This is a genomic window from Pseudomonas sp. RC3H12 (assembly GCF_018596375.1).
GTDB lineage: Bacteria > Pseudomonadota > Gammaproteobacteria > Pseudomonadales > Pseudomonadaceae > Aquipseudomonas.
This window is the reverse complement of record NZ_CP075595.1, coordinates 3,116,626-3,137,184: the sequence shown is the minus strand read 5'-3', so window position 1 is coordinate 3,137,184 and position 20,559 is coordinate 3,116,626. Positions and strand designations below refer to the sequence as shown.

Below are 20,559 nucleotides of genomic sequence, written 5' to 3'. Positions count from 1 at the left end.
TGCCCCTAACTCTAATCGCTGGCGTGGAAATGTGTTTGCTTCAGATCTATCAAACACGGCCGACACAACGGGCCTGGGTAATGGCTTTGGGCCTGCACCCGATCTCCATCGCACAAGGATCCTGTGTCAATGAAACGCCTCATCTCCACCCCTCGGGTAGCGCTGTTTGGCGCCCTGTCCCTGCTGCTCGCCGGCTGCGAGCAAGCCCCGGCGGTCAAGACTCCTCCGATTGCCGCCCTGACCATTCCGCTGTGCGTGAACGACGAGTGCGCGGTGCTGGACCAGAACGGCGCATTTCGAGTCGCCCCAGGCAGCGAGTTCACCCAGATCTACACCCAAGCCTTCACCAACGCCTTCATCTTCGGGCGTGGCGACTACTGGCACCTGGCAAGTGGTGACGGCAAGCAGGTGATTCGCGCCGACCTCACCGATGAGCTCTACACCTTGACCCCTGGCCTGTTCGGCTACGTCCGCAATGGCAAGGTCGGAGTGATGGATGAGCAGGGCAAGGAAGTCCAGCCGGCCATCTTCGACACTGTCTATGTCGGAGGTGACAACGACTTCATCGTCTATGAGATCGACGAACTGCGCGGCATCCTCACGCCTCAGGGCGAGAAGGTCAGCGAAGCGGTGTTCGACTCGCTGTACGTGCGCGAGGATTTCGCAAAGCGTGGCAACTGGGTGCTGGCCGAGCGGCAAGGCGAGAGCTGGGGATACAACCTCCAGACCAAGGTGTTGCGCAAGCTGGACTTCGACACCATTGTCAGCGCGGCTGACGGATATCTGGTGGTCACCCGCGAAGGCGGCGCGGGCAAGGGCCTGGCTGATGCCTCCGGCAACCTGGTGATTGCGCTCGACAAGGGTTGGCTGGGCACGCCAGGCGGTGGTCTGGTGGCCTTCAGGGATGGCTACGACAAACCTTGTGGCTACCTGGATTATCAAGGCAAGGTCGTCATCGAGGCGCAATACCAGAACTGCGAGACGTTCGGCAAGGTTGGCGGCATGGTGCAGTTGCAGCGCACCGGCGAAGACCGCGGCAAGGCCGGGATGATCGGGCATGACGGCAAATGGCTGATCGAGCCCGAGTACGACTCGATCGGCGATGCGGGTATCGGCCTGCTCGGCATGAGTGGCCATCGCCCGGGTTTCAACCATATCGGCAAGCTGCAGAGCATGTTCCTGGCAACCTACGGAACCATCGACCTGGACCAAGGGAAGGTCGTGTTCCAGCCCATATACAAGCAGATCGGCGTGGTTGCGCCCAAGCGCTATGCCTTCACCGAGCTGAAATCGCCGAAGAAGACGGTGATGCTCCTCGGTATGCCGAGTGAAACCGATACCGTGGGCCTGATGGACGAGCAGGGCAAAGTGCTGGTCCAGCCGGAACAGTTCGTGTCGTTCAAGCTGTTGGCCGATGGCCGCCACCTGCTGGCTGCCGAGGGCAGCAATTCGGATACCCTGCGCGCGCTGTACGACATCGATGGCAAGCTGCTGGTGCCCGCCAAATGGCAGGATCTGGAAGTCGACGAGGCGCGTGGCGCGATCTTCGCCTATCGAGTCGAGGGCAATGGCGATGACGCCGTGCGCACGCTGCGCGCCCTGTATCGTCTGGATGGCAGCGTGGTGTTCGACACCAACCGTTTGCCCTGTGGCGCGGAACAGGTGGTCGATGGCAAGGGCCAGGTGCTGTGGCCGAAGGATGCCCAGGCCCACTGCCCGGCGCCTGAGCCGGTGGCCGAGGCGTCCTGACGCTTGAGCACCCGTCGCCGGTGAATCGGCAGCGGGTGCTGCTTCAGCGTGGGGGGAGGTGCGGCCAGTTGTCGGCCACCAGGAACATCCGTTCGACCTCTTCCCACGTTCCGTCCGCCTGTTCCTCCACTCTGCACAGCAAGTGTGCGTGGGCATCGGGTTCCAGCCCTTGCCGCCAGGCGGTGAAGCGCGTTGCGTTCCAGCAGGCCTGTGCTTCAAAGCGCGCTGGCGCCAGCCATGCCTGGCGTGGCAGGGGCTGCAAGCATCCGTTATCGGCTTCGCTCCATTCAGATTGGCGCAGCCAGCCACCGCGCAAGTGCAGGGGGTTGGCCCCGTCAGGTGGACGGGGCTGCCCCGACCGTGGGTAGAACAGGTAGCCGCCAAGCCACAGGTGGGCTTGCACCCGGTCCAGACCCAATCCGGCCAGCACAGTGTGACTCTGCGGTCCGCTCGACATGGGCAGCTGGTGCTGCACCAGGTGTGCCAGCTTGCGTCCCAGCCGATCATGGCAACCGGGGCCGAGCCAGAGGCCTGGGTCGCCACCGTCGCCGCTAGGCGGCCCCAGGTAGAGCTTGATGGCCAGCTCCAGATGATGATCGCCTTCGCGGTCACGCAGCAGAATGTCCAGCTCGCCTAGGGTGTGCCCGCCGTCGCGGATCGCCAGGTTGGCCGCCAGCAGCTCGATACCCGGTGCCTGCTGCAGGGCGAACTGCCACAGGCTTTCGTAGTACAGGCCCAGCCGCCGGCTGTTCAGGCGTGCCAGCCAGTCCAGCAGCGGCGCAGGCTCCTGGTCGAGCGTCACGAGCCATTGGCCCAGGCGCTGCGGATCATCGGCCCAGGCGCTGCCCTGCAGCGGGTGGCGCTGGGGGCAGCCGGCCTGCGCCAGCAGCGGGGGCGACAGCAGCGCCCAGGCCAGGTCGCGCACGGCAGGGTGGCGCAGCTGGCGGGGCAGGGGCTCGAGATCGGCGAAGGGCGTCATCCTGCGAGCATAGCCGGTTTGCCGCTGGCCGGTCCTTTCGCCCATAATCCCGGCATTGTCACCCCGCCGCAGAGCCTTGCAGGAGCACCATGGAGCAATTTCGCAATATCGGTATCATCGGACGCCTTGGCAGCTCCCAGGTGCTCGACACCATTCGCCGACTGAAAAAATTCCTCCTCGAGCGCCACCTGCACGTGATTCTCGAGGACACCATCGCCGAAGTCCTGCCCGGCCACGGCCTGCAGACCTCCACGCGCAAACTGCTGGGCGAGGTCTGCGACCTGGTCATCGTGGTTGGCGGCGACGGCAGCCTGCTCGGCGCCGCCCGTGCCCTGGCCCGTCACAACATCCCGGTGCTGGGGATCAACCGCGGTAACCTGGGTTTCCTCACCGATATCCGCCCCGACGAGTTGGAGGAGAAGGTCGCCGAGGTGCTCGACGGCCATTACCTGGTGGAGAACCGTTTCCTGCTGCAGGCCGAGGTGCGTCGTCACAACGAGGCCATCGGCCAGGGCGACGCGCTCAACGACGTGGTGCTGCACCCGGGCAAGTCGACGCGGATGATCGAGTTCGAGATCTACATCGACGGCCAGTTCGTCTGCAGCCAGAAGGCCGACGGCCTGATCGTTGCCACCCCGACCGGCTCCACCGCCTACGCGCTGTCCGCCGGCGGCCCGATCATGCACCCCAAGCTGGATGCCATCGTCATCGTGCCAATGTACCCGCATACGTTGTCCGGCCGGCCGATCGTGGTTGACGGCAACAGCGAGCTGAAGATCGTCGTGTCCAAGGACTTGCAGATTTACCCGCAAGTCTCTTGCGACGGCCAGAACCACTTCACCTGTGCCCCGGGCGACACCATCACCGTGAGCAAGAAACCGCAGAAACTGCGCCTGATCCACCCGCTGGACCACAACTACTACGAGGTCTGCCGCACCAAGCTCGGCTGGGGCAGCCGCCTGGGCGGCAGGGACGACTGATGCTCGATCCGGCGCGCAGTTTCGACATCATCGGTGACGTGCACGGTTGCGCGCTCACCCTCGAACGCTTGCTCGACGCCCTCGGCTACAAGCGCATCGGCGGGGTCTGGCGGCATCCGCGGCGCCAGGCGTTGTTCCTGGGCGACATCGTCGACCGTGGCCCACGCATCCGCGAGGCGCTGCACATCGTTCATGACATGGTCGAGGCCGGCCAGGCGTTCTGCATCATGGGCAACCATGAGTACAACGCCCTGGGCTGGGTCACTCCGGCGTTGCCGGGCAGTGGCAAGGCCTTCGTGCGCGACCATACCCCGCGCCATGCCCGGTTGATCGACGAGACCCTTACCCAGTTCGCCCAGCACCCCGGCGACTGGCACGATTTCATCCAGTGGTTCTATGAGCTGCCGTTGTTCGTCGACGCAGGTCGCTTCCGCCTTGTGCATGCCTGCTGGGACCCACGGCTGATCGAGCCGTTGCGTCAGCAGTACCCCACGGGCTGCATCGACGAGCACTTCGTGCAGGCCTCGGCAGTGTCCGGCAGCTTCGCCTCGACAGTGTGCAACCGCCTGCTGCGCGGCACCGACATGCGCCTGCCGGACGGCCTGACCCTGACCGGCGGCGACGGCCTGACCCGCGCCTTCTTCCGCACCAAGTTCTGGGAAGAGGACCCGCAGACCTACGGCGACATCGTCTTCCAGCCCGATGCGCTACCCGACGAGGTGGCCCGCACGCCGCTCAGCCACAGCCAGAAGAACGCCCTGCTGCGCTATGCCGAGGACGAACCGTTGCTGTTCGTCGGCCATTACTGGCGCAGTGGCCGGCCCGCGCCGATCCGCGACAACCTGGCCTGCCTGGACTACAGCGCCGTGCTCTACGGCAAGCTCGCGGCCTACCGTCTGGACGACGAGACCCGCATCGACCCGCACAAGTTTGTCTGGGTCGATGTCGACCGCCCGCAGGCCAGCCAATGAACGTGGTCGAAGTGCTGCGCCTGCCGCTGGCGGTCGATCTCAGCGGTTTCGTCACCCTGCTGCGTCGTCTGCAGGTGCCGCACCGGGTGGTGGAGGAGGGCGAGGAACAGGTGCTCTGGGCGCCGCCGGCCATGGCCCACGAAGTACTGGAACTCTATCGACGCTTCCCTGAGGGCAATGCCGACCTTGAAGCCATGCCTGAACCTGTGGACGCCGGCATGCCCACCGCCCCGGCGGCGCCTTCGCTGAAGGAGCAGGCCCTGGCCTGCAAGGTCACCGCCGCGGTACTGATCCTGAGCCTGGTGGTCGCCGGGGTGACCGGCCTGGGTGACAACCTCTCGACCATCGGCTGGTTCACCTTCCTGTCGTTCAAGGTGCAGGGCGACTACCTGTACTTCACCCCCTTGCTCCAGGGCCTCGCCGAAGGCCAGTGGTGGCGCCTGGTGTCGCCGATGCTGCTGCACTTCGGCGTGCTGCACCTGGCCATGAACGGCCTGTGGTACTGGGAGCTGGGCAAGCGTATCGAACTGCGCCAGGGGCCGTGGATGTTGCTGGGGCTGACACTGTTGTTCAGTCTGGTGTCCAACCTGGCTCAGCATTTCACCAGCGGGCCAAGCCTGTTCGGCGGGCTGTCTGGCGTGCTCTACGGCTTGCTCGGGCATGTCTGGCTTTACCAGTGGCTGGCGCCGAACCCGCAGTTCAACCTGCCCAAGGGCGTGTTGGTGATGATGCTGATCTGGCTGGTGATCTGCCTGAGCGGCGTGGTCGGCCAGCTCGGCTTCGGCCAGATCGCCAACGCCGCCCATGTCGGCGGGTTGCTCATCGGATGCCTGACGGGGCTCTTGGGTGGCGCGCTGGCGAGGCGTAAACTGACCGCCTGACTGAGGAGACAGCATGTCCACGTTCGCGCAAATGATCGAAAACATCACCCCCGAGATCTACGAGAGCCTGAAGACGGCCGTGGAGATCGGCAAATGGTCCGACGGCCGCAAGCTGACCGCTGAGCAGAAGGAGCTGTCGCTGCAGGCAGTGATCGCCTGGGAGATCAAGAACCTCCCCGAAGAGCAGCGCACCGGCTACATGGGCCCGCAGGAGTGCGCCTCGAAGTCGGCGCCGATCGCCAACATCCTTTTCAAGTCGGACTCGGTACATTGATCGAACTCGCTCGTGGCTCTCTGAGCAAGATGGCGGTGCGCCTGGACGCACCGGTCGTTCAATACAGTTTCCGCCTGGATGACACCGAGGTGCCGGTCAACCCGCTGATCGGCCAGTCGATCCGCCTGGAGTACCTCGGCGCGATCCACTGCAGCCATTGCGGCAAACGCACCAAGACCAGCTTCAGCCAGGGCTACTGCTATCCGTGCATGACCAAGCTGGCCCAGTGCGATGTGTGCATCATGGCCCCGGAACGCTGCCACTACGACGCCGGCACCTGCCGCGAGCCGTCGTGGGGCGAGCAGTTCTGCATGACCGACCACGTGGTGTACCTGGCCAACTCGTCGGGCATCAAGGTCGGCATCACCCGAGCCACCCAGCTGCCCACCCGCTGGCTCGACCAGGGCGCCAGTCAGGCGCTGCCGATCATGCGCGTGGCCACCCGCCAGCAATCCGGGCTGGTCGAGGATGTGCTGCGCAGCCAGGTGCCGGACCGCACCAACTGGCGCGCGCTGCTCAAAGGCGACGCCGAGGTGCTCGACCTGCCGGCCATCCGCGAGCAGATCTTCGACGCCTGCGCAGACGGTATCCGTGGGCTGCAGGAGCGCTTCGGCCTGCAGGCCATCCAGCCGCTGCCCGACGCCGAGGTGGTGCAGATGCGCTACCCGGTCGAGGCCTACCCGAAAAAGATCGTCAGCTTCAACCTCGATAAGGATCCCGTCGTGGAAGGCACGCTGCTGGGCATCAAGGGCCAGTACCTGATCTTCGACACCGGCGTGATCAACATTCGCAAGTACACGGCCTACCAGCTGGCCGTGCTCCAGTAAAAGGATCGTCACCATGCGTACCGAACAACCGCAAGTGATCTACCTCAAGGACTATCAGGCCCCCGAGTACCTGATCGACGAGACCCACCTGACCTTCGAACTGTTCGAGGACCACAGCCTGGTCCATGCGCAGCTGGTCATGCGCCGAAACCCCGAGCGCGGCGCCGGCCTGCCGCCGCTGGTGCTCGATGGCCAGCACCTGGAGCTGCTGAGCGTGCAACTGGACGACCAGACGCTGAACGCCAATGACTACCAGCTCGATGACCACAGCCTCACCGTGCAGCCCAAGGCCGAGCGCTTCACCCTCGACACCAGCGTGAAGATTCACCCGGAAAGCAACACCGCGCTGGAAGGCCTGTACAAGTCCGGCAAGATGTTCTGCACCCAGTGCGAGGCCGAGGGCTTCCGCAAGATCACCTACTACCTCGACCGCCCGGACGTGATGAGCACGTTCACCACCACGGTGATCGCCGAGCAGCATCGCTATCCGGTGCTGCTGTCGAACGGCAACCCGGTGGGCAGTGGCCCGGGTGAGGATGGCCGCCACTGGGCGACCTGGGAAGACCCGTTCAAGAAGCCGGCGTACCTGTTTGCCCTGGTAGCCGGTGACCTGTGGTGCGTCGAGAGCGAGTTCACCCGCCAGTCCGGCCGCGCCGTGACCCTGCGTATCTATGTCGAGGAAGAAAACCTCGACAAGTGCGACCACGCCATGGTCAGCCTGAAGAAGTCCATGCGCTGGGACGAGGAAGTCTACGGCCGTGAATATGACCTGGACATCTTCATGATCGTCGCGGTCAACGACTTCAACATGGGCGCCATGGAAAACAAGGGCCTGAACATCTTCAACTCGAGCTGCGTGCTGGCCCGCGCCGAGACCGCAACCGACGCCGCCCACCAGCGGGTCGAGGGCGTGGTGGCCCACGAGTACTTCCATAACTGGTCGGGCAACCGCGTGACCTGCCGCGACTGGTTCCAGCTGTCGCTCAAGGAAGGCTTCACGGTGTTCCGCGATGCCGAGTTCAGCGCCGACATGAATTCGCGCACGGTCAAGCGCATCGAGGATGTCGCCTACCTGCGTACCCATCAGTTCGCCGAAGACGCCGGCCCCATGGCCCACCCGATCCGCCCGGACAGCTTCATCGAGATCTCCAACTTCTACACCCTGACGGTGTACGAGAAGGGCGCCGAGGTGGTCGGCATGGTCCACACCCTGCTGGGGGCCGAGGGCTTCCGCAAGGGTAGCGACCTGTACTTCGAGCGCCATGATGGCCAGGCGGTTACCACCGACGACTTCATCAAGGCCATGGAAGACGCCAACGGCGTCGACCTGACCCAGTTCAAGCGCTGGTATACCCAGGCCGGCACCCCGCGCCTGGAGGTCAGCGAGGCCTATGACGCTGCCGCGCAGCGCTACAGCCTGACCTTCCGCCAGAGCTGCCCGCCGACACCGGGGCAGGTTGAGAAACTGCCGTTCGTGATCCCGGTGGCGCTGGGCCTGCTGGATGCCCAAGGTAACGACCTGCCGTTGCGCCTGGCCGGCGAAAGCGCCGCCACTGGCACCAGCCGCGTGCTGTCGGTGACCGAAGCCGAGCAGACCTTCACCTTCGAAGGTATTGCCAGCCAGCCGCTGCCGTCGCTGCTGCGCGGCTTCAGCGCACCGGTCAAGCTGAGCTTCCCGTACGATCGCGACCAGCTGATGTTCCTCATGCAACACGACAGCGACGGCTTCAACCGCTGGGAAGCGGGGCAGCAGTTGGCCGTGCAGGTGCTCCAGGAGCTGATCGGCCAGCACCAGCGTGGCGAAGCACTGGCCCTCGACCAGCGCCTGATCACCGCACTGGGCACTGTGATTGGCAACGAGTCGCTGGACCCTGCCATGGTCGCCGAGATGCTCTCGCTGCCGGGCGAGGCCTACCTCACCGAGATCAGCCAGGTGGCCGATGTGGATGCCATCCACGCCGCCCGCGAGTTCGCCCGCCGGCAGATCGCCGAACAGCTGTTCGGTGCCCTGTGGGCGCGCTACCAGGCCAACCGCGAGGTCTCGCGCAAGACCGCCTACGTGGCCTCGGCCGAGCACTTCGCCCGCCGCAGCCTGCAGAACATCGCCCTGTCGTACCTGATGCTCAGCGGCAAGCCGCAGGTGCTCGAGGCGACCCTGGAGCAGTACGAGCACTGCGACAACATGACCGAGCGTCTCACCGCCCTGGCGGTGCTGGTCAACTCGCCGTTCGAGGCCGAGCGCGCCAAGGCCCTGGATGCCTTCTCCGAGCACTTCAAGGACAACCCGCTGGTCATGGACCAGTGGTTCAGCGTGCAGGCGGCCAGCACCCTGCCGGGCGGCCTGGCGCGGGTCAAGGCATTGATGCAGCACCCGGCCTTCACCCTGAAGAACCCGAACAAGGTGCGCGCGCTGATCGGTGGTTTCGCCGGGCAGAACTTGGTCAACTTCCATGCCGCTGACGGTTCGGGGTATCGCTTCCTGGCGGATCTGGTGATCGAGCTCAATGCGCTGAACCCGCAGATCGCCTCACGTCAATTGGCGCCGCTGACCCGCTGGCGCAAGTATGACGACCAGCGTCAGGCGCTGATGAAGGGTGAGCTGGAGCGGATCCTCGCGTCCGGTGCGCTGTCCAGCGATGTGTACGAGGTGGTGAGCAAGAGTTTGGCGTAAGCCTGGTCCAACGCTATCGCGGGGCAAGTCGGTTCGCCGCATCGCCGCTCCCACGCCATACCTCGTGCGGCGTGGGAGCGGCGATGCGGCGAACCGACTTGCCCCGCGATGCGTTTGACGGTTAACAAAACATAACGTCCCGCTCGTTGTTTTCTGTCGGACAAGCCCGATACGATGGCCAGAAGCTATTCCAGGCCTCTGGACCAGGGGTTTCGGCAGTGCCTGGCAATAGATTGACCCACCACAAGAACACAACAGGGGGCAGTCATGAGAGAGCGGTTTACGCCACGCCGCAGGCTGGCGGCAGGCGCGATGCTGGCACTGGCGCTGGGCATCGGCGCCGGCAATGCCGAGGCGGCGGTGGCCGCCGAGGAATACTCGGTGGAGTCGGCCAAGGCCAGCCAGAGCCTGTTGATCGGCGCCACCCACGCCGGCCAGCGCCTGGTGGTGGTTGGCGATCGCGGCCATATTCTGTTCTCCGACGACCAGGGCAAGACCTGGACCCAGGCCCGGGTGCCCACCCGGCAACTGCTTACCGCCGTGTTCTTCCTCGACGACAAGCGCGGCTGGGCGGTCGGCCATGATGCCCAGATCCTCGCCAGCAACGACGGCGGCGCGACCTGGAGCAAGCAGTTCGAAGACCTGTCCCGCGAAGCGCCCTTGCTCGACGTGCGCTTCATCGACGCGCAGCATGGTTTTGCCGTGGGCGCCTATGGCGCGCTGCTGGAGACCACCGATGGCGGCCAGCACTGGCAGGACGTCGCCGAGCGCCTGGACAACCCCGACCAGCTTCACCTCAACGCCATTACCCAGGTGAAGGACGCTGGCCTGTTCATCGTCGGCGAGCAGGGCAGCATGTTCCGTTCCAGCGATGCCGGCCAGAGCTGGACAACGGTGCAGGGCCCCTACGAGGGCTCGCTGTTCGGTGTGATCGGTACCACCCAGTCCAACACGCTGCTGGCCTACGGCCTGCGCGGCAACCTGTTCCGCTCCACCGATTTCGGCGACAGCTGGCAGCCAGTCGAGCTCAAGGCCGAACGCGGTCCGCTCGAATTCGGCCTGGCAAGCGCTACGCTTCTCGAGGACGGCAGCCTGGTGCTGGTTGGCAATGGCGGCAGCGTGCTGCGCAGCCATGACGACGGGCAGACCTTCAGTGTGCGCAACCGCGCCGACCGCATCGCCCTGTCGGGTGTGAGTGGCCTGGGCGGTGGCGGCCTGTTGCTGGTCGGGCAAGGGGGCGTGCACCTGGCCTCGGCCGACGGTACCCAGGAGGTGCGTCCATGACCAGCCGGGAGAGCTTCGACATGCAGCACAAGGACAAGGCCACCCTGCTGGAACGCCTGATTTTCAACAACCGCCCCGTGGTCATCGCCATCTGCCTGCTGGTGAGCGTGTTCCTGTTCTGGCAGGCCACACAGATCCGCCCGTCCACCAGTTTCGAGAAGATGATCCCGCTGCAGCATCCGTTCATCGAGCAGATGATGGAGCACCGCAACGACCTGGCCAACCTCGGCAACACCGTGCGCGTCTCGGTGGAGGCGGTCAATGGCGACATCTTCGACAAGGACTACATGGAGACACTGCGCCAGATCCATGACGAGGTGTTCTACATCCCCGGCGTCGACCGCGCCGGGCTCAAGTCGCTGTGGAGCCCGAGCGTGCGCTGGAGCGAGGTCACCGAAGAGGGCTTCTCCGGCGGCGAGGTGATCCCCAATACCTACAATGGCTCCCAGGACAGCCTCGACACCCTGCGCGACAACGTGCTCAAGTCAGGCCAGGTGGGGCGCCTGGTGGCCAACAATTTCAAATCCAGCATCATCGACATCCCGCTGTTGGAGAACCATCCCGACCCGCAGGATCCGGGGCGCCAGGTCAAGCTCGACTACCAGCAGTTCTCCCACCAGCTGGAAGAGAAGATCCGCGACAAGTTCCAGGCACAGAACCCCAACGTGAAGATTCACATCGTCGGTTTCGCGAAGAAGGTCGGTGACCTGATCGACGGGCTGGTGATGGTGGCGATGTTCTTCGGCGTGGCGCTGGTGATCACCTGGGCGCTGCTGTACTGGTTCACCTGGTGCATCCGCAGCACCATCGCCGTGCTCATCACCACCCTGGTGGCGGTGGTCTGGCAGCTGGGGCTGATGCATGCGGTGGGCTTCGGCCTGGACCCGTACTCGATGCTGGTGCCGTTCCTGATCTTCGCCATCGGTATCTCTCATGGCGTGCAGAAGATCAACGGCATCGCCCTGCAGTCCAGCGACGCCGACAACGCCCTGACCGCAGCGCGGCGCACGTTCCGCCAGTTGTTCCTGCCGGGGATGATCGCCATCCTCGCCGACGCCGTGGGCTTCATCACCCTGCTGATCATCGACATCGGGGTGATCCGCGAGCTGGCCATCGGCGCCTCGATCGGCGTGGCGGTGATCGTGTTCACCAACCTGATCCTGCTGCCGGTGGCGATCAGCTACGTCGGCATCAGCCAGAAGGCCATCGCCCGCAGCAAGAAGGATGCGACCCGCGAGCATCCGTTCTGGCGCCTGCTGTCCAACTTCGCCAGCCCCAAGGTGGCGCCGGTATCGGTGGTGCTGGCGCTGCTGGCATTCGGCGGCGGCCTCTGGTACAGCCAGAACCTGAAGATCGGCGACCTCGACCAGGGCGCGCCGGAGCTGCGCCCGGACTCGCGCTACAACCAGGACAACAGCTTCATCATCAGCAATTACTCGACCAGTTCCGATGTGCTGGTGATCATGGTCAAGACCCCGGCCGAGAGCTGTTCGATCCACTCGACCATGGCGCCGATCGACGAGTTGATGTGGACCATGGACAACACCCCGGGGGTGCAGTCGACCATCTCCCTGGTGACCGTTTCCAAGCAGGTCATCAAGGGCATGAACGAGGGCAGCCTGAAATGGGAAACCCTGTCGCGCAACCCGGATATCCTCAACAACTCCATTGCCCGGGCCGACGGTCTGTACAACGCCGACTGCTCGCTGGCACCGGTGCTGGTATTCCTCAACGACCACAAGGCCGAGACGCTGGAGCGGGTCACCGCCGCGGCCAAGGCCTTCGCCGACAGCCACAGCAAGGACGGCCTGCAGTTCCTCCTGGCGGCGGGTAATGCTGGCATCGAGGCCGCCACCAACGAGGTGATCAAGTCGGCCGAGCTGACCATCCTGATCCTCGTGTACATCTGCGTGGCGGTAATGTGCATGATCACCTTCCGCTCGTTCGCCGCGACCTTGTGCATCGTCCTGCCGCTGGTGCTGACTTCGGTACTGGGCAACGCGCTGATGGCCTTCATGGGCATTGGCGTGAAGGTCGCCACGCTGCCGGTGGTGGCGCTGGGCGTGGGCATCGGCGTGGACTACGGCATCTACATCTACAGCCGCCTGGAGAGCTTCCTGCGCGCCGGCCTGCCGTTGCAGGAGGCCTACTACGAGACCCTGCGCTCCACCGGCAAGGCGGTGCTGTTCACCGGCCTGTGCCTGGCCATCGGCGTGTGCACCTGGATCTTCTCGGCGATCAAGTTCCAGGCCGACATGGGCCTGATGCTGACCTTCATGCTGCTGTGGAACATGTTCGGCGCCCTGTGGCTGCTGCCGGCGCTGGCGCGGTTCCTGATCAAGCCAGAGAAATTGGCGGGCAAGGAGGGCGGGTCGATCTTCGCCCATTGAGTGACGCCATTATCGCGGGTCAAGTCGCATCGGCGCACCGCCGACGCGACTTGACCCGCGATTGCGTATAATGGCGGCCTTTGTCTGAAATGGTATTACCATGACCACCCTCGCCACCGCCCTCGCAGCCTGCGACATGCTCCTGATCGACGGCCTGCACGCCTTCGACTTCAACCTCGACGAAACCGGCCTCACCATCGAATGCATGGACGGCCGCCAACTGCGCCGCTGGACCTTCACCTCCGAGCAGATCGCTGCCGCCAATGGCGAGGGCGACGACTGGAGCCTGGCCACTGATGAAGGCGAGCATCGTCTAGTCTGTATGAGTGCCTTTCGTGCCCCGGATGAAGAAGACGATGAACAGGAAATGGACACGCCTGCTGACCGCTAGCCTCATGGCTTTGTCAGTCAACGCCCAGGCCGCCACGTTGCTGGTGGGCAGCTACACCGACAACGGCAGCGAAGGGATCTACCGCTACGACTTCAACGCTCGCACTGGCCAGATCGACGCCAAGCCCCGGCAGGTGGTCAAGAGTGTCAGCCCCTCGTGGCTAGTGCTGTCTGCCGACCAGCGCCAGCTGTTCGCCGTCAATGAAACGCCCAAGGGCAACGTCAGCAGCTTCTCGCTAAGCAGCAAGGGCGAGATCAAGCTGCTGAACCAGGTGCCCAGCCAGGGCGACGAGCCGACCCACGCCAGCCTGAGCCATGACCAGCGCTACCTGTTTGTCGCCAACTACGCCGTCGCTCCCGACCCCGGTGGCAGCCTGGTGGTGATCCCGGTGGCCAGGGACGGCAAGCTCAAGCCGGTGGTGCAGCAGGCCCGGCACACGCCAAGCAAGGTCAACCCCGAGCGCCAGGCCGGTGCCCATGTGCATTCGCTGGTGCTGTCGCCCGATGGCCGCCACCTGTATGCCAGCGACCTGGGCGCGGACAAGGTGTTCATCTACCGCTACGACGGCGCCAGCCCCGAGCATCCGCTGAGCCCGGCGATTCCGCCGTCGGTGGCGTTGCCACCGGGCAGTGGCCCGCGTCATCTGCTGTTCGACGCCAAGGGCCGGCATGCCTACCTGACGCTGGAGATGAGCGCCGAGGTGGTGGTATTCGATGTGCAGGACGGTGCTCTGACCGAGCGCCAGCGCTTGCCGCTGACCGACAGCAAGGATGCAGCGGCCAGGGCCGCGGGCGGGCTGCACCTGTCGGCCGATGGCCGCTTCCTCTATGTCAGCAATCGCGGCACTGCCAACGAGATCGTGGTGTATGCGGTAGGCAAGGATGACGGCCAACTGAGATTGGTGCAGCGCCGCTCGGTCGAGGGCGACCATCCCCGCGAGTTTGCCCTCGACCCCAGTGGCAACTACCAGCTGGTGGCGAACCAGAAGAGCAACCAGATCGTGGTCATGCGCCGCGATCCGCGCAGCGGCAAGCTGGGGGACACCGTGCAGAAGTTGGCGCAGCAGGCGCCTTCGGACCTCAAGTTCCTCGAATAATGGCAGGGGCTGAAAACCTCCGGCGTGGGAGCGGGCTTGCCCCGCGATGAGGCCGGCCCTGCGATCGCGGGGCAAGCCCGCTCCCACGTTGTTGCCCTCCCGCCTTGATTATCAATGGCCATGATAATGGCTACTGCCGCAATGAATTTTTACAGGCGGACCTATCGGCGTAAGTTTTGACCCAAGGCCCACGACGGGCCAACGTCAACCACCGAAGTCGAGGTCTGCCAGCATGAACTTCAATCTCTTCCCACTCATCGCCGCCTCCGCCATCTCCGCCTCCGTCGTTCTGCCAGCCCATGCCCAGGCGGAGCAGCACGCGAAGGCGTCGAGCACCAACAGCTACACCCAGAAGTACCTGCAACAAAGCGCGCATTTCCATGCCGCCTTGAGCAAGCACTCCAATTGAGTGTGTAAAGGCATTGGTAATAGCACAAAGCCATGTGATTTAATTTGACGCTAAATTTTTGACTCGCCAAAGGGGCAGAGCATGATGTGGCGTATCACGGCGGTTGTGCTGTTGTTGATGTCCGCGCCGATTCTGGCGCTCTGAGCGACACGCTGTCTCACTTGGCCATCACGGCCTTGAACAGCGCCGATTCCAGCCAGCCCTGCAACCAGCTCCGCAGCCGCGGATAAGCCGCCTCGGCGAACCATTGCGGTTCGACCCCGGCAAACTGGCGCATCAAGGGCAGCAAGGCGGCGTCGGCCAGGCTCGGGTGCTCGGCGAGTAGCCAGGGCCTGCCTTCAAGCAGGCTTTCCAGTTCGGCCAGCCAGGGCTCGGCGTGGGTGCGGTAATGGGCCCGGGAATACTCTGGATAGCGCTCGGCATATTTGTACAGGTTCACCTGCGCCTTGAACGCGCTGTCGTTACGGGCAATCAGCGCGTCGGCCTGGCGCGCCGCCGCCGGGTCGGCCAGCAGGCGCCAGTCATCGGGGTCGTGTCGGTCGAGCGCCCAGCGCATGATGTCGAGGCTTTCCTCCAGCACGCCATTCCCGGTATCGAGCACCGGCACCGTACCCTTGGGCGACAGTGCCAGCAGCTCGGCGGGCTTTTCCTTCATCTTTACCTCGACCACCTGCACGTCGCACCCGGCGTAGCGCAGCGCCAGGCGTGCGCGCATGGCCCAGGGGCAGCGGCGGAACGAGTAGAGAATCACCCGCACACCTCGACATCGCTCAGGCCATTGCCCTGACGGCGCACCTGGATCTGCACCGGGATGCGTTCGTGCATCTCCTGCACGTGGGAAATCACCGCCACCTTGCGGCCCTGGGCCTGCAGACCGTCGAGGGCGTCCATGGCCAGTTGCAGCGACTCGGGGTCGAGGCTGCCGAAGCCTTCGTCGATGAACAGCGATTCGATGCGCAGGGTGCTCGAGGCCATCGACGCCAGGCCCAGGGCCAGGGCCAGTGAGACCAGGAAGGTTTCGCCACCCGACAGCGAGTGCACCGAGCGCAGCTCGTCGCCCATCTCGGTGTCCAGCACCAGCAGGCCCAGGGCGCTGCCGCCACGCTTGAGGCGGTAGCGTTTGGCCAATTGGCGCAGCTGGCTGTTGGCGTGGTGCAGCAGCAGGTCGAGGTTGTAGCCCTGGGCGATCTTGCGGAACACATCGCCGGAGGCTGAGCCGATCAGCGCATTCAGCCGTGCCCAGCGCTGCCATTGCTGGTAAGCCTGCTCGATCTGCTCGGCCAGGGCCTGGCTGGCGTGCTGGCGGCGCTGGTCGTCGGCCTGGCGCGCGCGTAGCTCGGCGCAGCATTGTTCTTGAACAGCCAGCTGCTGCTGGAGCTCGCTTAGCGCTTGCTCCAGCTCTTCCACCGGCAACTCGCCGTGGGCCTGGCTGGCATGCTGCTGCAGGCGTTGTTCACGCTCCTGAAGCAGCACGCGGCCCTGCTCGACGGACTTCTCCGCGGTTTGCAGGCGCTGACGCAGTTCACCGAGCTGGGCATCGTCGATGGCCAGCAGGCGGTCAAGGCCGGCATCGTCCAGCTCAGGGTGCGCGCTGCGCCAGTGGGCGATCTCGCCCTGCAACTGCTGATGCTCCTGTTCCAGGGCCTGTTGGCGCTGCTGGTTGGCCTTGAGGTCGGCGGCCAGCTGCACGCTTTGGGTGTGCAGCGCTTGCAGTTTCTGGGCGCAGTCGGCCTCGGCGCTGCGCGCCTGTTCCAGCTGGGTGTCCATGTACTGTTGCCAGGCTTCGGCGCTGGGCTGTTCACCGAGCAGCTCGCCCAGGGTGGCGCGGACCTGCTGGTGTTGCGCGTCCAACGCGGCGAGTTTCTGTTGCAGTTGCTGCTGCCCTTGCAGGCGTGCCTGTTGCTGGTCGCGCAGCTTGTCGAGCTGGACTTGTCGGGCCTGTTGCTCTCCCTGCTCGTCCTTGCGCAGGTCGAGCTGTTGGCGGCGCTGGGCGATCTGCTGGTCGAGGCCGAGGAAGGCGTTGGCCGGATCGTCGCGCAGGGCCTCGAGAATGTCCTGGGGCAGCACGCTGCCCAGGTCGTCGAGGCTTTGTTCCAGTTGCTGGGCGTCGGCGGCCAGGGCCTGGTGCTGCTGCTCGAGGTGACGCTGCGCCTGTTGCTGGGCTTCGCCTGCGGCCTGCAATTGCTGGGTAAGGCGAGCGGCATCCTTCTGCAGGGCGAGCAGGGCGCCTTGGCGTTTCTCGTCGCGGTCGATCTCCTCGCCGAGGCGGCGTAACTGGCCGTCGAGCCACTTGCCGCGGGCCGCGTCGTCCTGCGGGGCAAGCGCCGGCCACAGGGCATGGGCCTGGAGCTGTTCGGTCACAGGCTGCAACTGCTCGCCGAGCTGCTGCTGTTGTTGCTGGTAATCCTTGAGTTGGGCATTGACCACGCCCAGTTCGGTGCGCAGTTCCACGAGCTTGCCATTGAGCTGCTCGACTTGCTTGTGCGCCGCCTCTTCCTCGGCCTGGTCGTGCCGACCAAGGCTGTGCAGCAGCGCTTCGGGCTGGAGGAACGGGTGTTCGGCGCTACCGCAGACCGGGCAAGGCTCGCCGTCGCGCAGTTGCGCGCGCAGCTCCTCGACGCTGGTGTTGCGCGCCAGGCGCTGGCGCTCGAGCAATTGACGGGTGAGGGTCAGCGCTTGCTCGGCGCTTTCCAGCTCGGCCTTGGCCGCGGTGCCTTCGCCGATCAGTTGCTGGCGCCGCTGCATGGCTTGTTGCTGGCGTTCACGCAGGGTGGCGATGGCCTGGCGCAGTTCCTGCTCGCGACCATGCAGGCGGGTCAGCTCTTCGACGGCGCGCTGTTGCTTGCGGTTGTCCTGGAGCATGGCGCCGAGCAGATCGACCTGCTCGGCCAACGCATGGGGTTCGGCACCAGCTTCGCGGAACAGCAGCTCGAAATGCTCGCGTTGCGCTTGCAGTTGGGCGTTGGCCTGGCTGGCCTGGGCCTGCAGTCCGGGCAGCTCTTCGCGGCCCTTGGCCAGGCGGCCGCCGATCAGCATGACCTGCTTGAGTTGTGGCAGGTAGGCCTGCCAGGCGTCGGCGAGGCCGCCCAGGTGCTGGCTTTCGGCCAGGGCGGCATCGATCTGCGACAGCTGCTGCTGGCTGCGCTGCTGATGGTCTTCCAGCTGGTGCAGTTGCTGCTGGCCCGCGCTGGCCTCCTGCTCGGCTTGGTTGCAGGCTTCGCGTTGTTCGGCCAGGTCCTTGTCCAGGCGTGCAATGTCACCTTGAGCGGCGAAGGCCTGGCGCAGGCGTGGAGCGTTTTCGCCTTGCAGGGCCTGCTGCTGGCCCAGGTGCTGGCGGGCCGCTTCAAGGGACTGCTGCAGTGCGTCGACATGTTGCTGCAGATCGCTTTGCTGGCGTTGTTGCTGGTCGATATCCGCCTGCACTGGGGCCAGTTGCGCGGCCAGGTGCTGTTGGCGATGGAACTGGTGGCGCTGGGGCGCCAGGCGCTCCAGGCGTTGCAGGTCGACGCGCTGCTCGGCCAGTTGCTGCCACGCCTGCTCGGCAGCTTGCAGGGCAGTGCCGGCCTCATGGTGCTGGGCGTGCAGGCGCTGCTGTTCTTCGAACCAGGTGCGCTGTTGCTCGAGCAGGCGCTGGCGCGACTGGTCGGCCTTGAACTGTTGCAGGGCCAGTTCCAGTTCCTGGTCTAGGGCAGCGCGGGCTTCGGCGTCCATTGGCAGCAGGTGCTCGGCCTGCTTCTTCAGGTCGTTGTGAACCTCGCCGGTTTCCCGAGCCTTGCTGAAGGCGCGCTGGCCGAGGCGGGTGTAGATCGCCGTGTTGGTGAGCTTTTCCAGCAACTCGCTGCGCTCACGGTCGTCGGCCTTGAGGAACGCGCCGAACTCGCTCTGGGCGAGCATCACTGCACGTGTGAACTGCTCGAAGTTCAGGCCCAGGCGAGCCTCGACCAGTTGCTTGTATTCGTTCTTGCCACTACCCAGCAACTGCTCGCTGTCCAGGTCGTAGAGGCTCTGGCGGCTGTTCTGCAGCTTGCCGGTGGCTTTCTCGCGGGCGCGATTGGCTTCCCAGCGGGCGCGGTAGCGGCAGCCGTCGATACCGATGAAATCCACCTCGGCAAAGCCGCTGCCGGTGCCACGGCGCAGCAGGTTGCGTGGGTCTGAGGTGGGGATCTCGCCGTCGGCATCCGGCACCTTGGCTTCCCGGGCGATATCGTTCAGGCGTGGCACGCTGCCGAACAGGGCCAGGCAAAGCGCGTCGAGCAGTGTGCTCTTGCCGGCCCCGGTCGGCCCGGTGATGGCGAACAGGCCGGCGCCGGCCAGGGGCTCGGCGGTGAAATCGATGTCGATGGGGCCGGCAAGGGAGGCCAGGTTCTTCAGGCGGATGGCGAGAATCTTCATGGTCGTTCCTCTTCTTGCAGCACGTCCTGCAGCAGTTCGGCAAAGTCGGCCAGGGCCTGCTCGTCGGCGGGGTTGCCGTACTGTTGCTGCCAGGCACGGCCGAACAGGTCCTGCGGGGTCAATTGCGCCAGTTCGACAAAGGCTTGGTCGTCCTCCTCCTGGCGCCCGGCGCCGGCATACTCGGCGCTGATGCGCACCAGGCGCACAGCCTTGCCCTGCAGGGCCGTCTCGATCTGCTGGCGCAGGTCGGGCTGCGGCTCGTCCAGGCGCACCCGCACCTCCAGCCAGGGTTGGCGGTTGGGGTCCTCGAGCAGGTCGATCACCGGCAACTGCCCCAGTTGCTCGAGCAACTCGCCCAGCGGTGCCGGGCCGACCCGCTGCAGGGCCACGGCACGCGGCACCGGGCGCGGCTCGACGCTGACCAGGTCGGCACCCTCAAGCTCCACTTCCAGCACCTGGTGCGGGTAGTTGATTTCAGCGAAGGACAGCGGGATCGGCGCGCCGCTGTAGCGGATGCGATCCTCGCGGTTGACCTTCTGTGGCTTGTGCAGATGACCCAGGGCGACATAGCTGATGGCCTTGTCGAACAGCCGCGCTGGCAGCGCCTCGGCATTGCCGATGATCAGGCTGCGTTCGGAGTCTTCCGAGATGCTGCCGCCGGCCATGTGCGCATGGCTGATGGCGACCAGCGCTTGGCCCTTCTTGCGTTTCTTCTGCGCCGCCGCGATCAACTGCTCGTGGACCTGGGTGATGCCCTGCAGGTAGTCGTCACCCAGCGCCGGCCCGGTGACTTCGGCGGGACGCAGGAAGGGCAGGGCCAGGCACCAGGCGCCGACCTTGCCGCGGGCGTTGGTCAGCGGGATCAGCAGGCGCTCGGCGTCCAGCTGGCCTTCGTCGAGCCAGTGCACGCGGCCCAGGGCGTGGGTGCGCAGGCGGCGCATCAGTGGCGCCGGCAGCTCGATGCGCGAGCCGGAGTCGTGGTTGCCGGCGATCATCACGATGTCCAGCTTGGGCTGTTGCTCATGGGCCTGGACGATGAAGTCGTAGAGGCGCTCCTGGGCTTTGACCGGCGGATTGACGGTGTCGAAGATGTCGCCGGCGATCAGCAGCGCATCGGGCTGGCGCAGGCGCAGCTGGCCGAGCAGCCAGTCGAGGAAGCAGGCGTGTTCGAAGTCGCGTTCCTGGCCATGCAGGCTCTGGCCCAAGTGCCAGTCGGAGGTGTGAAACAGACGCATGGAAGATCCGTAGGGTGAGCGGCAGGGGGC

General features: G+C 65.2%; 16 protein-coding genes. 12 read left to right on the top strand and 4 right to left on the bottom strand.

All coding sequences use genetic code 11. From position 1 onward, the window contains the following. Positions 1-129: 129 nt before the first annotated feature. Positions 130-1,749, top strand: a complete 1,620-nt coding sequence (locus tag KHO27_RS14235; protein ID WP_110704471.1) for a WG repeat-containing protein — start codon at positions 130-132, stop codon at positions 1,747-1,749. Positions 1,750-1,792: 43 nt separating this feature from the next. On the opposite strand, the gene KHO27_RS14230 is transcribed toward KHO27_RS14235, so the two are convergent. Then, positions 1,793-2,773 (bottom strand): DUF1853 family protein, encoded by a 981-nt coding sequence (locus tag KHO27_RS14230; protein WP_214500395.1) that lies wholly within the window; start codon positions 2,771-2,773, stop codon positions 1,793-1,795. 44 nt (positions 2,774-2,817) lie between these two features. Between KHO27_RS14230 and KHO27_RS14225 the strand changes: the two genes are divergently transcribed. The 11 genes from KHO27_RS14225 to KHO27_RS14175 all read left to right on the top strand — a co-directional run bounded on the left by KHO27_RS14225 (position 2,818) and on the right by KHO27_RS14175 (position 14,902). Beyond that, complete coding sequence (locus KHO27_RS14225) at positions 2,818-3,708, top strand: NAD(+) kinase (RefSeq protein WP_011532967.1); 891 nt, start codon at positions 2,818-2,820, stop codon at positions 3,706-3,708. Then, the gene (locus tag KHO27_RS14220; RefSeq protein ID WP_102685346.1) at positions 3,708-4,679 is read left to right on the top strand and encodes a metallophosphoesterase; all 972 of its coding nucleotides are present in this window, start codon (positions 3,708-3,710) and stop codon (positions 4,677-4,679) included. Before KHO27_RS14225 ends, KHO27_RS14220 begins: the two co-directional genes overlap by 1 nt. Continuing rightward, positions 4,676-5,560, top strand: coding sequence for a rhomboid family intramembrane serine protease (locus KHO27_RS14215; protein ID WP_110704475.1), 885 nt, complete (start codon positions 4,676-4,678; stop codon positions 5,558-5,560). The genes KHO27_RS14220 and KHO27_RS14215 overlap by 4 nt, the downstream gene beginning before the upstream one ends. A 13-nt stretch (positions 5,561-5,573) precedes the next feature. Then, positions 5,574-5,834 (top strand): YeaC family protein, encoded by a 261-nt coding sequence (locus KHO27_RS14210; protein ID WP_023630887.1) that lies wholly within the window; start codon positions 5,574-5,576, stop codon positions 5,832-5,834. Next, on the top strand, positions 5,831-6,661 hold the full coding sequence (locus KHO27_RS14205; RefSeq protein WP_102685348.1) for a DUF2797 domain-containing protein: 831 nt from the start codon (positions 5,831-5,833) through the stop codon (positions 6,659-6,661). The genes KHO27_RS14210 and KHO27_RS14205 overlap by 4 nt, the downstream gene beginning before the upstream one ends. 13 nt (positions 6,662-6,674) lie before the next feature. Beyond that, a complete protein-coding gene (gene pepN, locus KHO27_RS14200) occupies positions 6,675-9,332 on the top strand; it encodes an aminopeptidase N (protein ID WP_111533424.1) in 2,658 nt (885 codons plus the stop codon). A 267-nt stretch (positions 9,333-9,599) separates the two neighbouring features. Next, complete coding sequence (locus KHO27_RS14195) at positions 9,600-10,616, top strand: WD40/YVTN/BNR-like repeat-containing protein (RefSeq protein ID WP_214500394.1); 1,017 nt, start codon at positions 9,600-9,602, stop codon at positions 10,614-10,616. Next, entirely contained in the window at positions 10,613-13,006 is a 2,394-nt protein-coding gene (locus tag KHO27_RS14190; protein WP_102685351.1) for an efflux RND transporter permease subunit, read from the top strand. The genes KHO27_RS14195 and KHO27_RS14190 overlap by 4 nt, the downstream gene beginning before the upstream one ends. A 100-nt stretch (positions 13,007-13,106) precedes the next feature. After that, positions 13,107-13,397 (top strand): DUF5629 family protein, encoded by a 291-nt coding sequence (locus KHO27_RS14185; protein WP_110704480.1) that lies wholly within the window; start codon positions 13,107-13,109, stop codon positions 13,395-13,397. Continuing rightward, the gene (locus tag KHO27_RS14180) at positions 13,363-14,493 is read left to right on the top strand and encodes a lactonase family protein (RefSeq protein WP_214500393.1); all 1,131 of its coding nucleotides are present in this window, start codon (positions 13,363-13,365) and stop codon (positions 14,491-14,493) included. Before KHO27_RS14185 ends, KHO27_RS14180 begins: the two co-directional genes overlap by 35 nt. Positions 14,494-14,725: 232 nt before the next feature. Beyond that, entirely contained in the window at positions 14,726-14,902 is a 177-nt protein-coding gene (locus KHO27_RS14175) for a hypothetical protein (RefSeq protein WP_177486000.1), read from the top strand. 157 nt (positions 14,903-15,059) lie between these two features. Here KHO27_RS14175 and KHO27_RS14170 read toward each other — a convergent pair whose 3' ends face one another. Genes KHO27_RS14170 through KHO27_RS14160 form a run of 3 tightly spaced genes read right to left on the bottom strand, consistent with a single transcriptional unit; the run spans position 15,060 to position 20,529 of the window. Next, complete coding sequence (locus tag KHO27_RS14170) at positions 15,060-15,653, bottom strand: glutathione S-transferase (protein WP_214501989.1); 594 nt, start codon at positions 15,651-15,653, stop codon at positions 15,060-15,062. Then, positions 15,650-19,294 carry an AAA family ATPase gene (locus tag KHO27_RS14165; RefSeq protein WP_214500392.1) on the bottom strand — a complete coding sequence of 1,215 codons (3,645 nt, stop codon included), beginning with the start codon at positions 19,292-19,294 and terminating at the stop codon, positions 15,650-15,652. The genes KHO27_RS14170 and KHO27_RS14165 overlap by 4 nt, the downstream gene beginning before the upstream one ends. After that, positions 19,291-20,529 (bottom strand): exonuclease SbcCD subunit D C-terminal domain-containing protein, encoded by a 1,239-nt coding sequence (locus tag KHO27_RS14160; protein WP_111533431.1) that lies wholly within the window; start codon positions 20,527-20,529, stop codon positions 19,291-19,293. Before KHO27_RS14160 ends, KHO27_RS14165 begins: the two co-directional genes overlap by 4 nt. Positions 20,530-20,559: the final 30 nt, after the last annotated feature.

Excerpts from the sequence above, each read along its gene's own strand:
- KHO27_RS14235 (WP_110704471.1), top strand. The coding sequence starts at position 130 with ATGAAACGCCTCATCTCCACCCCTCGGGTAGCGCTGTTTGGCGCCCTG.
- KHO27_RS14230 (WP_214500395.1), bottom strand. The coding sequence starts at position 2,773 with ATGGGCGAAAGGACCGGCCAGCGGCAAACCGGCTATGCTCGCAGGATG.
- KHO27_RS14225 (WP_011532967.1), top strand. The coding sequence starts at position 2,818 with ATGGAGCAATTTCGCAATATCGGTATCATCGGACGCCTTGGCAGCTCC.
- KHO27_RS14220 (WP_102685346.1), top strand. The coding sequence starts at position 3,708 with ATGCTCGATCCGGCGCGCAGTTTCGACATCATCGGTGACGTGCACGGT.
- KHO27_RS14215 (WP_110704475.1), top strand. The coding sequence starts at position 4,676 with ATGAACGTGGTCGAAGTGCTGCGCCTGCCGCTGGCGGTCGATCTCAGC.
- KHO27_RS14210 (WP_023630887.1), top strand. The coding sequence starts at position 5,574 with ATGTCCACGTTCGCGCAAATGATCGAAAACATCACCCCCGAGATCTAC.
- pepN (WP_111533424.1), top strand. The coding sequence starts at position 6,675 with ATGCGTACCGAACAACCGCAAGTGATCTACCTCAAGGACTATCAGGCC.
- KHO27_RS14195 (WP_214500394.1), top strand. The coding sequence starts at position 9,600 with ATGAGAGAGCGGTTTACGCCACGCCGCAGGCTGGCGGCAGGCGCGATG.
- KHO27_RS14190 (WP_102685351.1), top strand. The coding sequence starts at position 10,613 with ATGACCAGCCGGGAGAGCTTCGACATGCAGCACAAGGACAAGGCCACC.
- KHO27_RS14185 (WP_110704480.1), top strand. The coding sequence starts at position 13,107 with ATGACCACCCTCGCCACCGCCCTCGCAGCCTGCGACATGCTCCTGATC.
- KHO27_RS14180 (WP_214500393.1), top strand. The coding sequence starts at position 13,363 with ATGAACAGGAAATGGACACGCCTGCTGACCGCTAGCCTCATGGCTTTG.
- KHO27_RS14175 (WP_177486000.1), top strand. The coding sequence starts at position 14,726 with ATGAACTTCAATCTCTTCCCACTCATCGCCGCCTCCGCCATCTCCGCC.
- KHO27_RS14165 (WP_214500392.1), bottom strand. The coding sequence starts at position 19,294 with ATGAAGATTCTCGCCATCCGCCTGAAGAACCTGGCCTCCCTTGCCGGC.
- KHO27_RS14160 (WP_111533431.1), bottom strand. The coding sequence starts at position 20,529 with ATGCGTCTGTTTCACACCTCCGACTGGCACTTGGGCCAGAGCCTGCAT.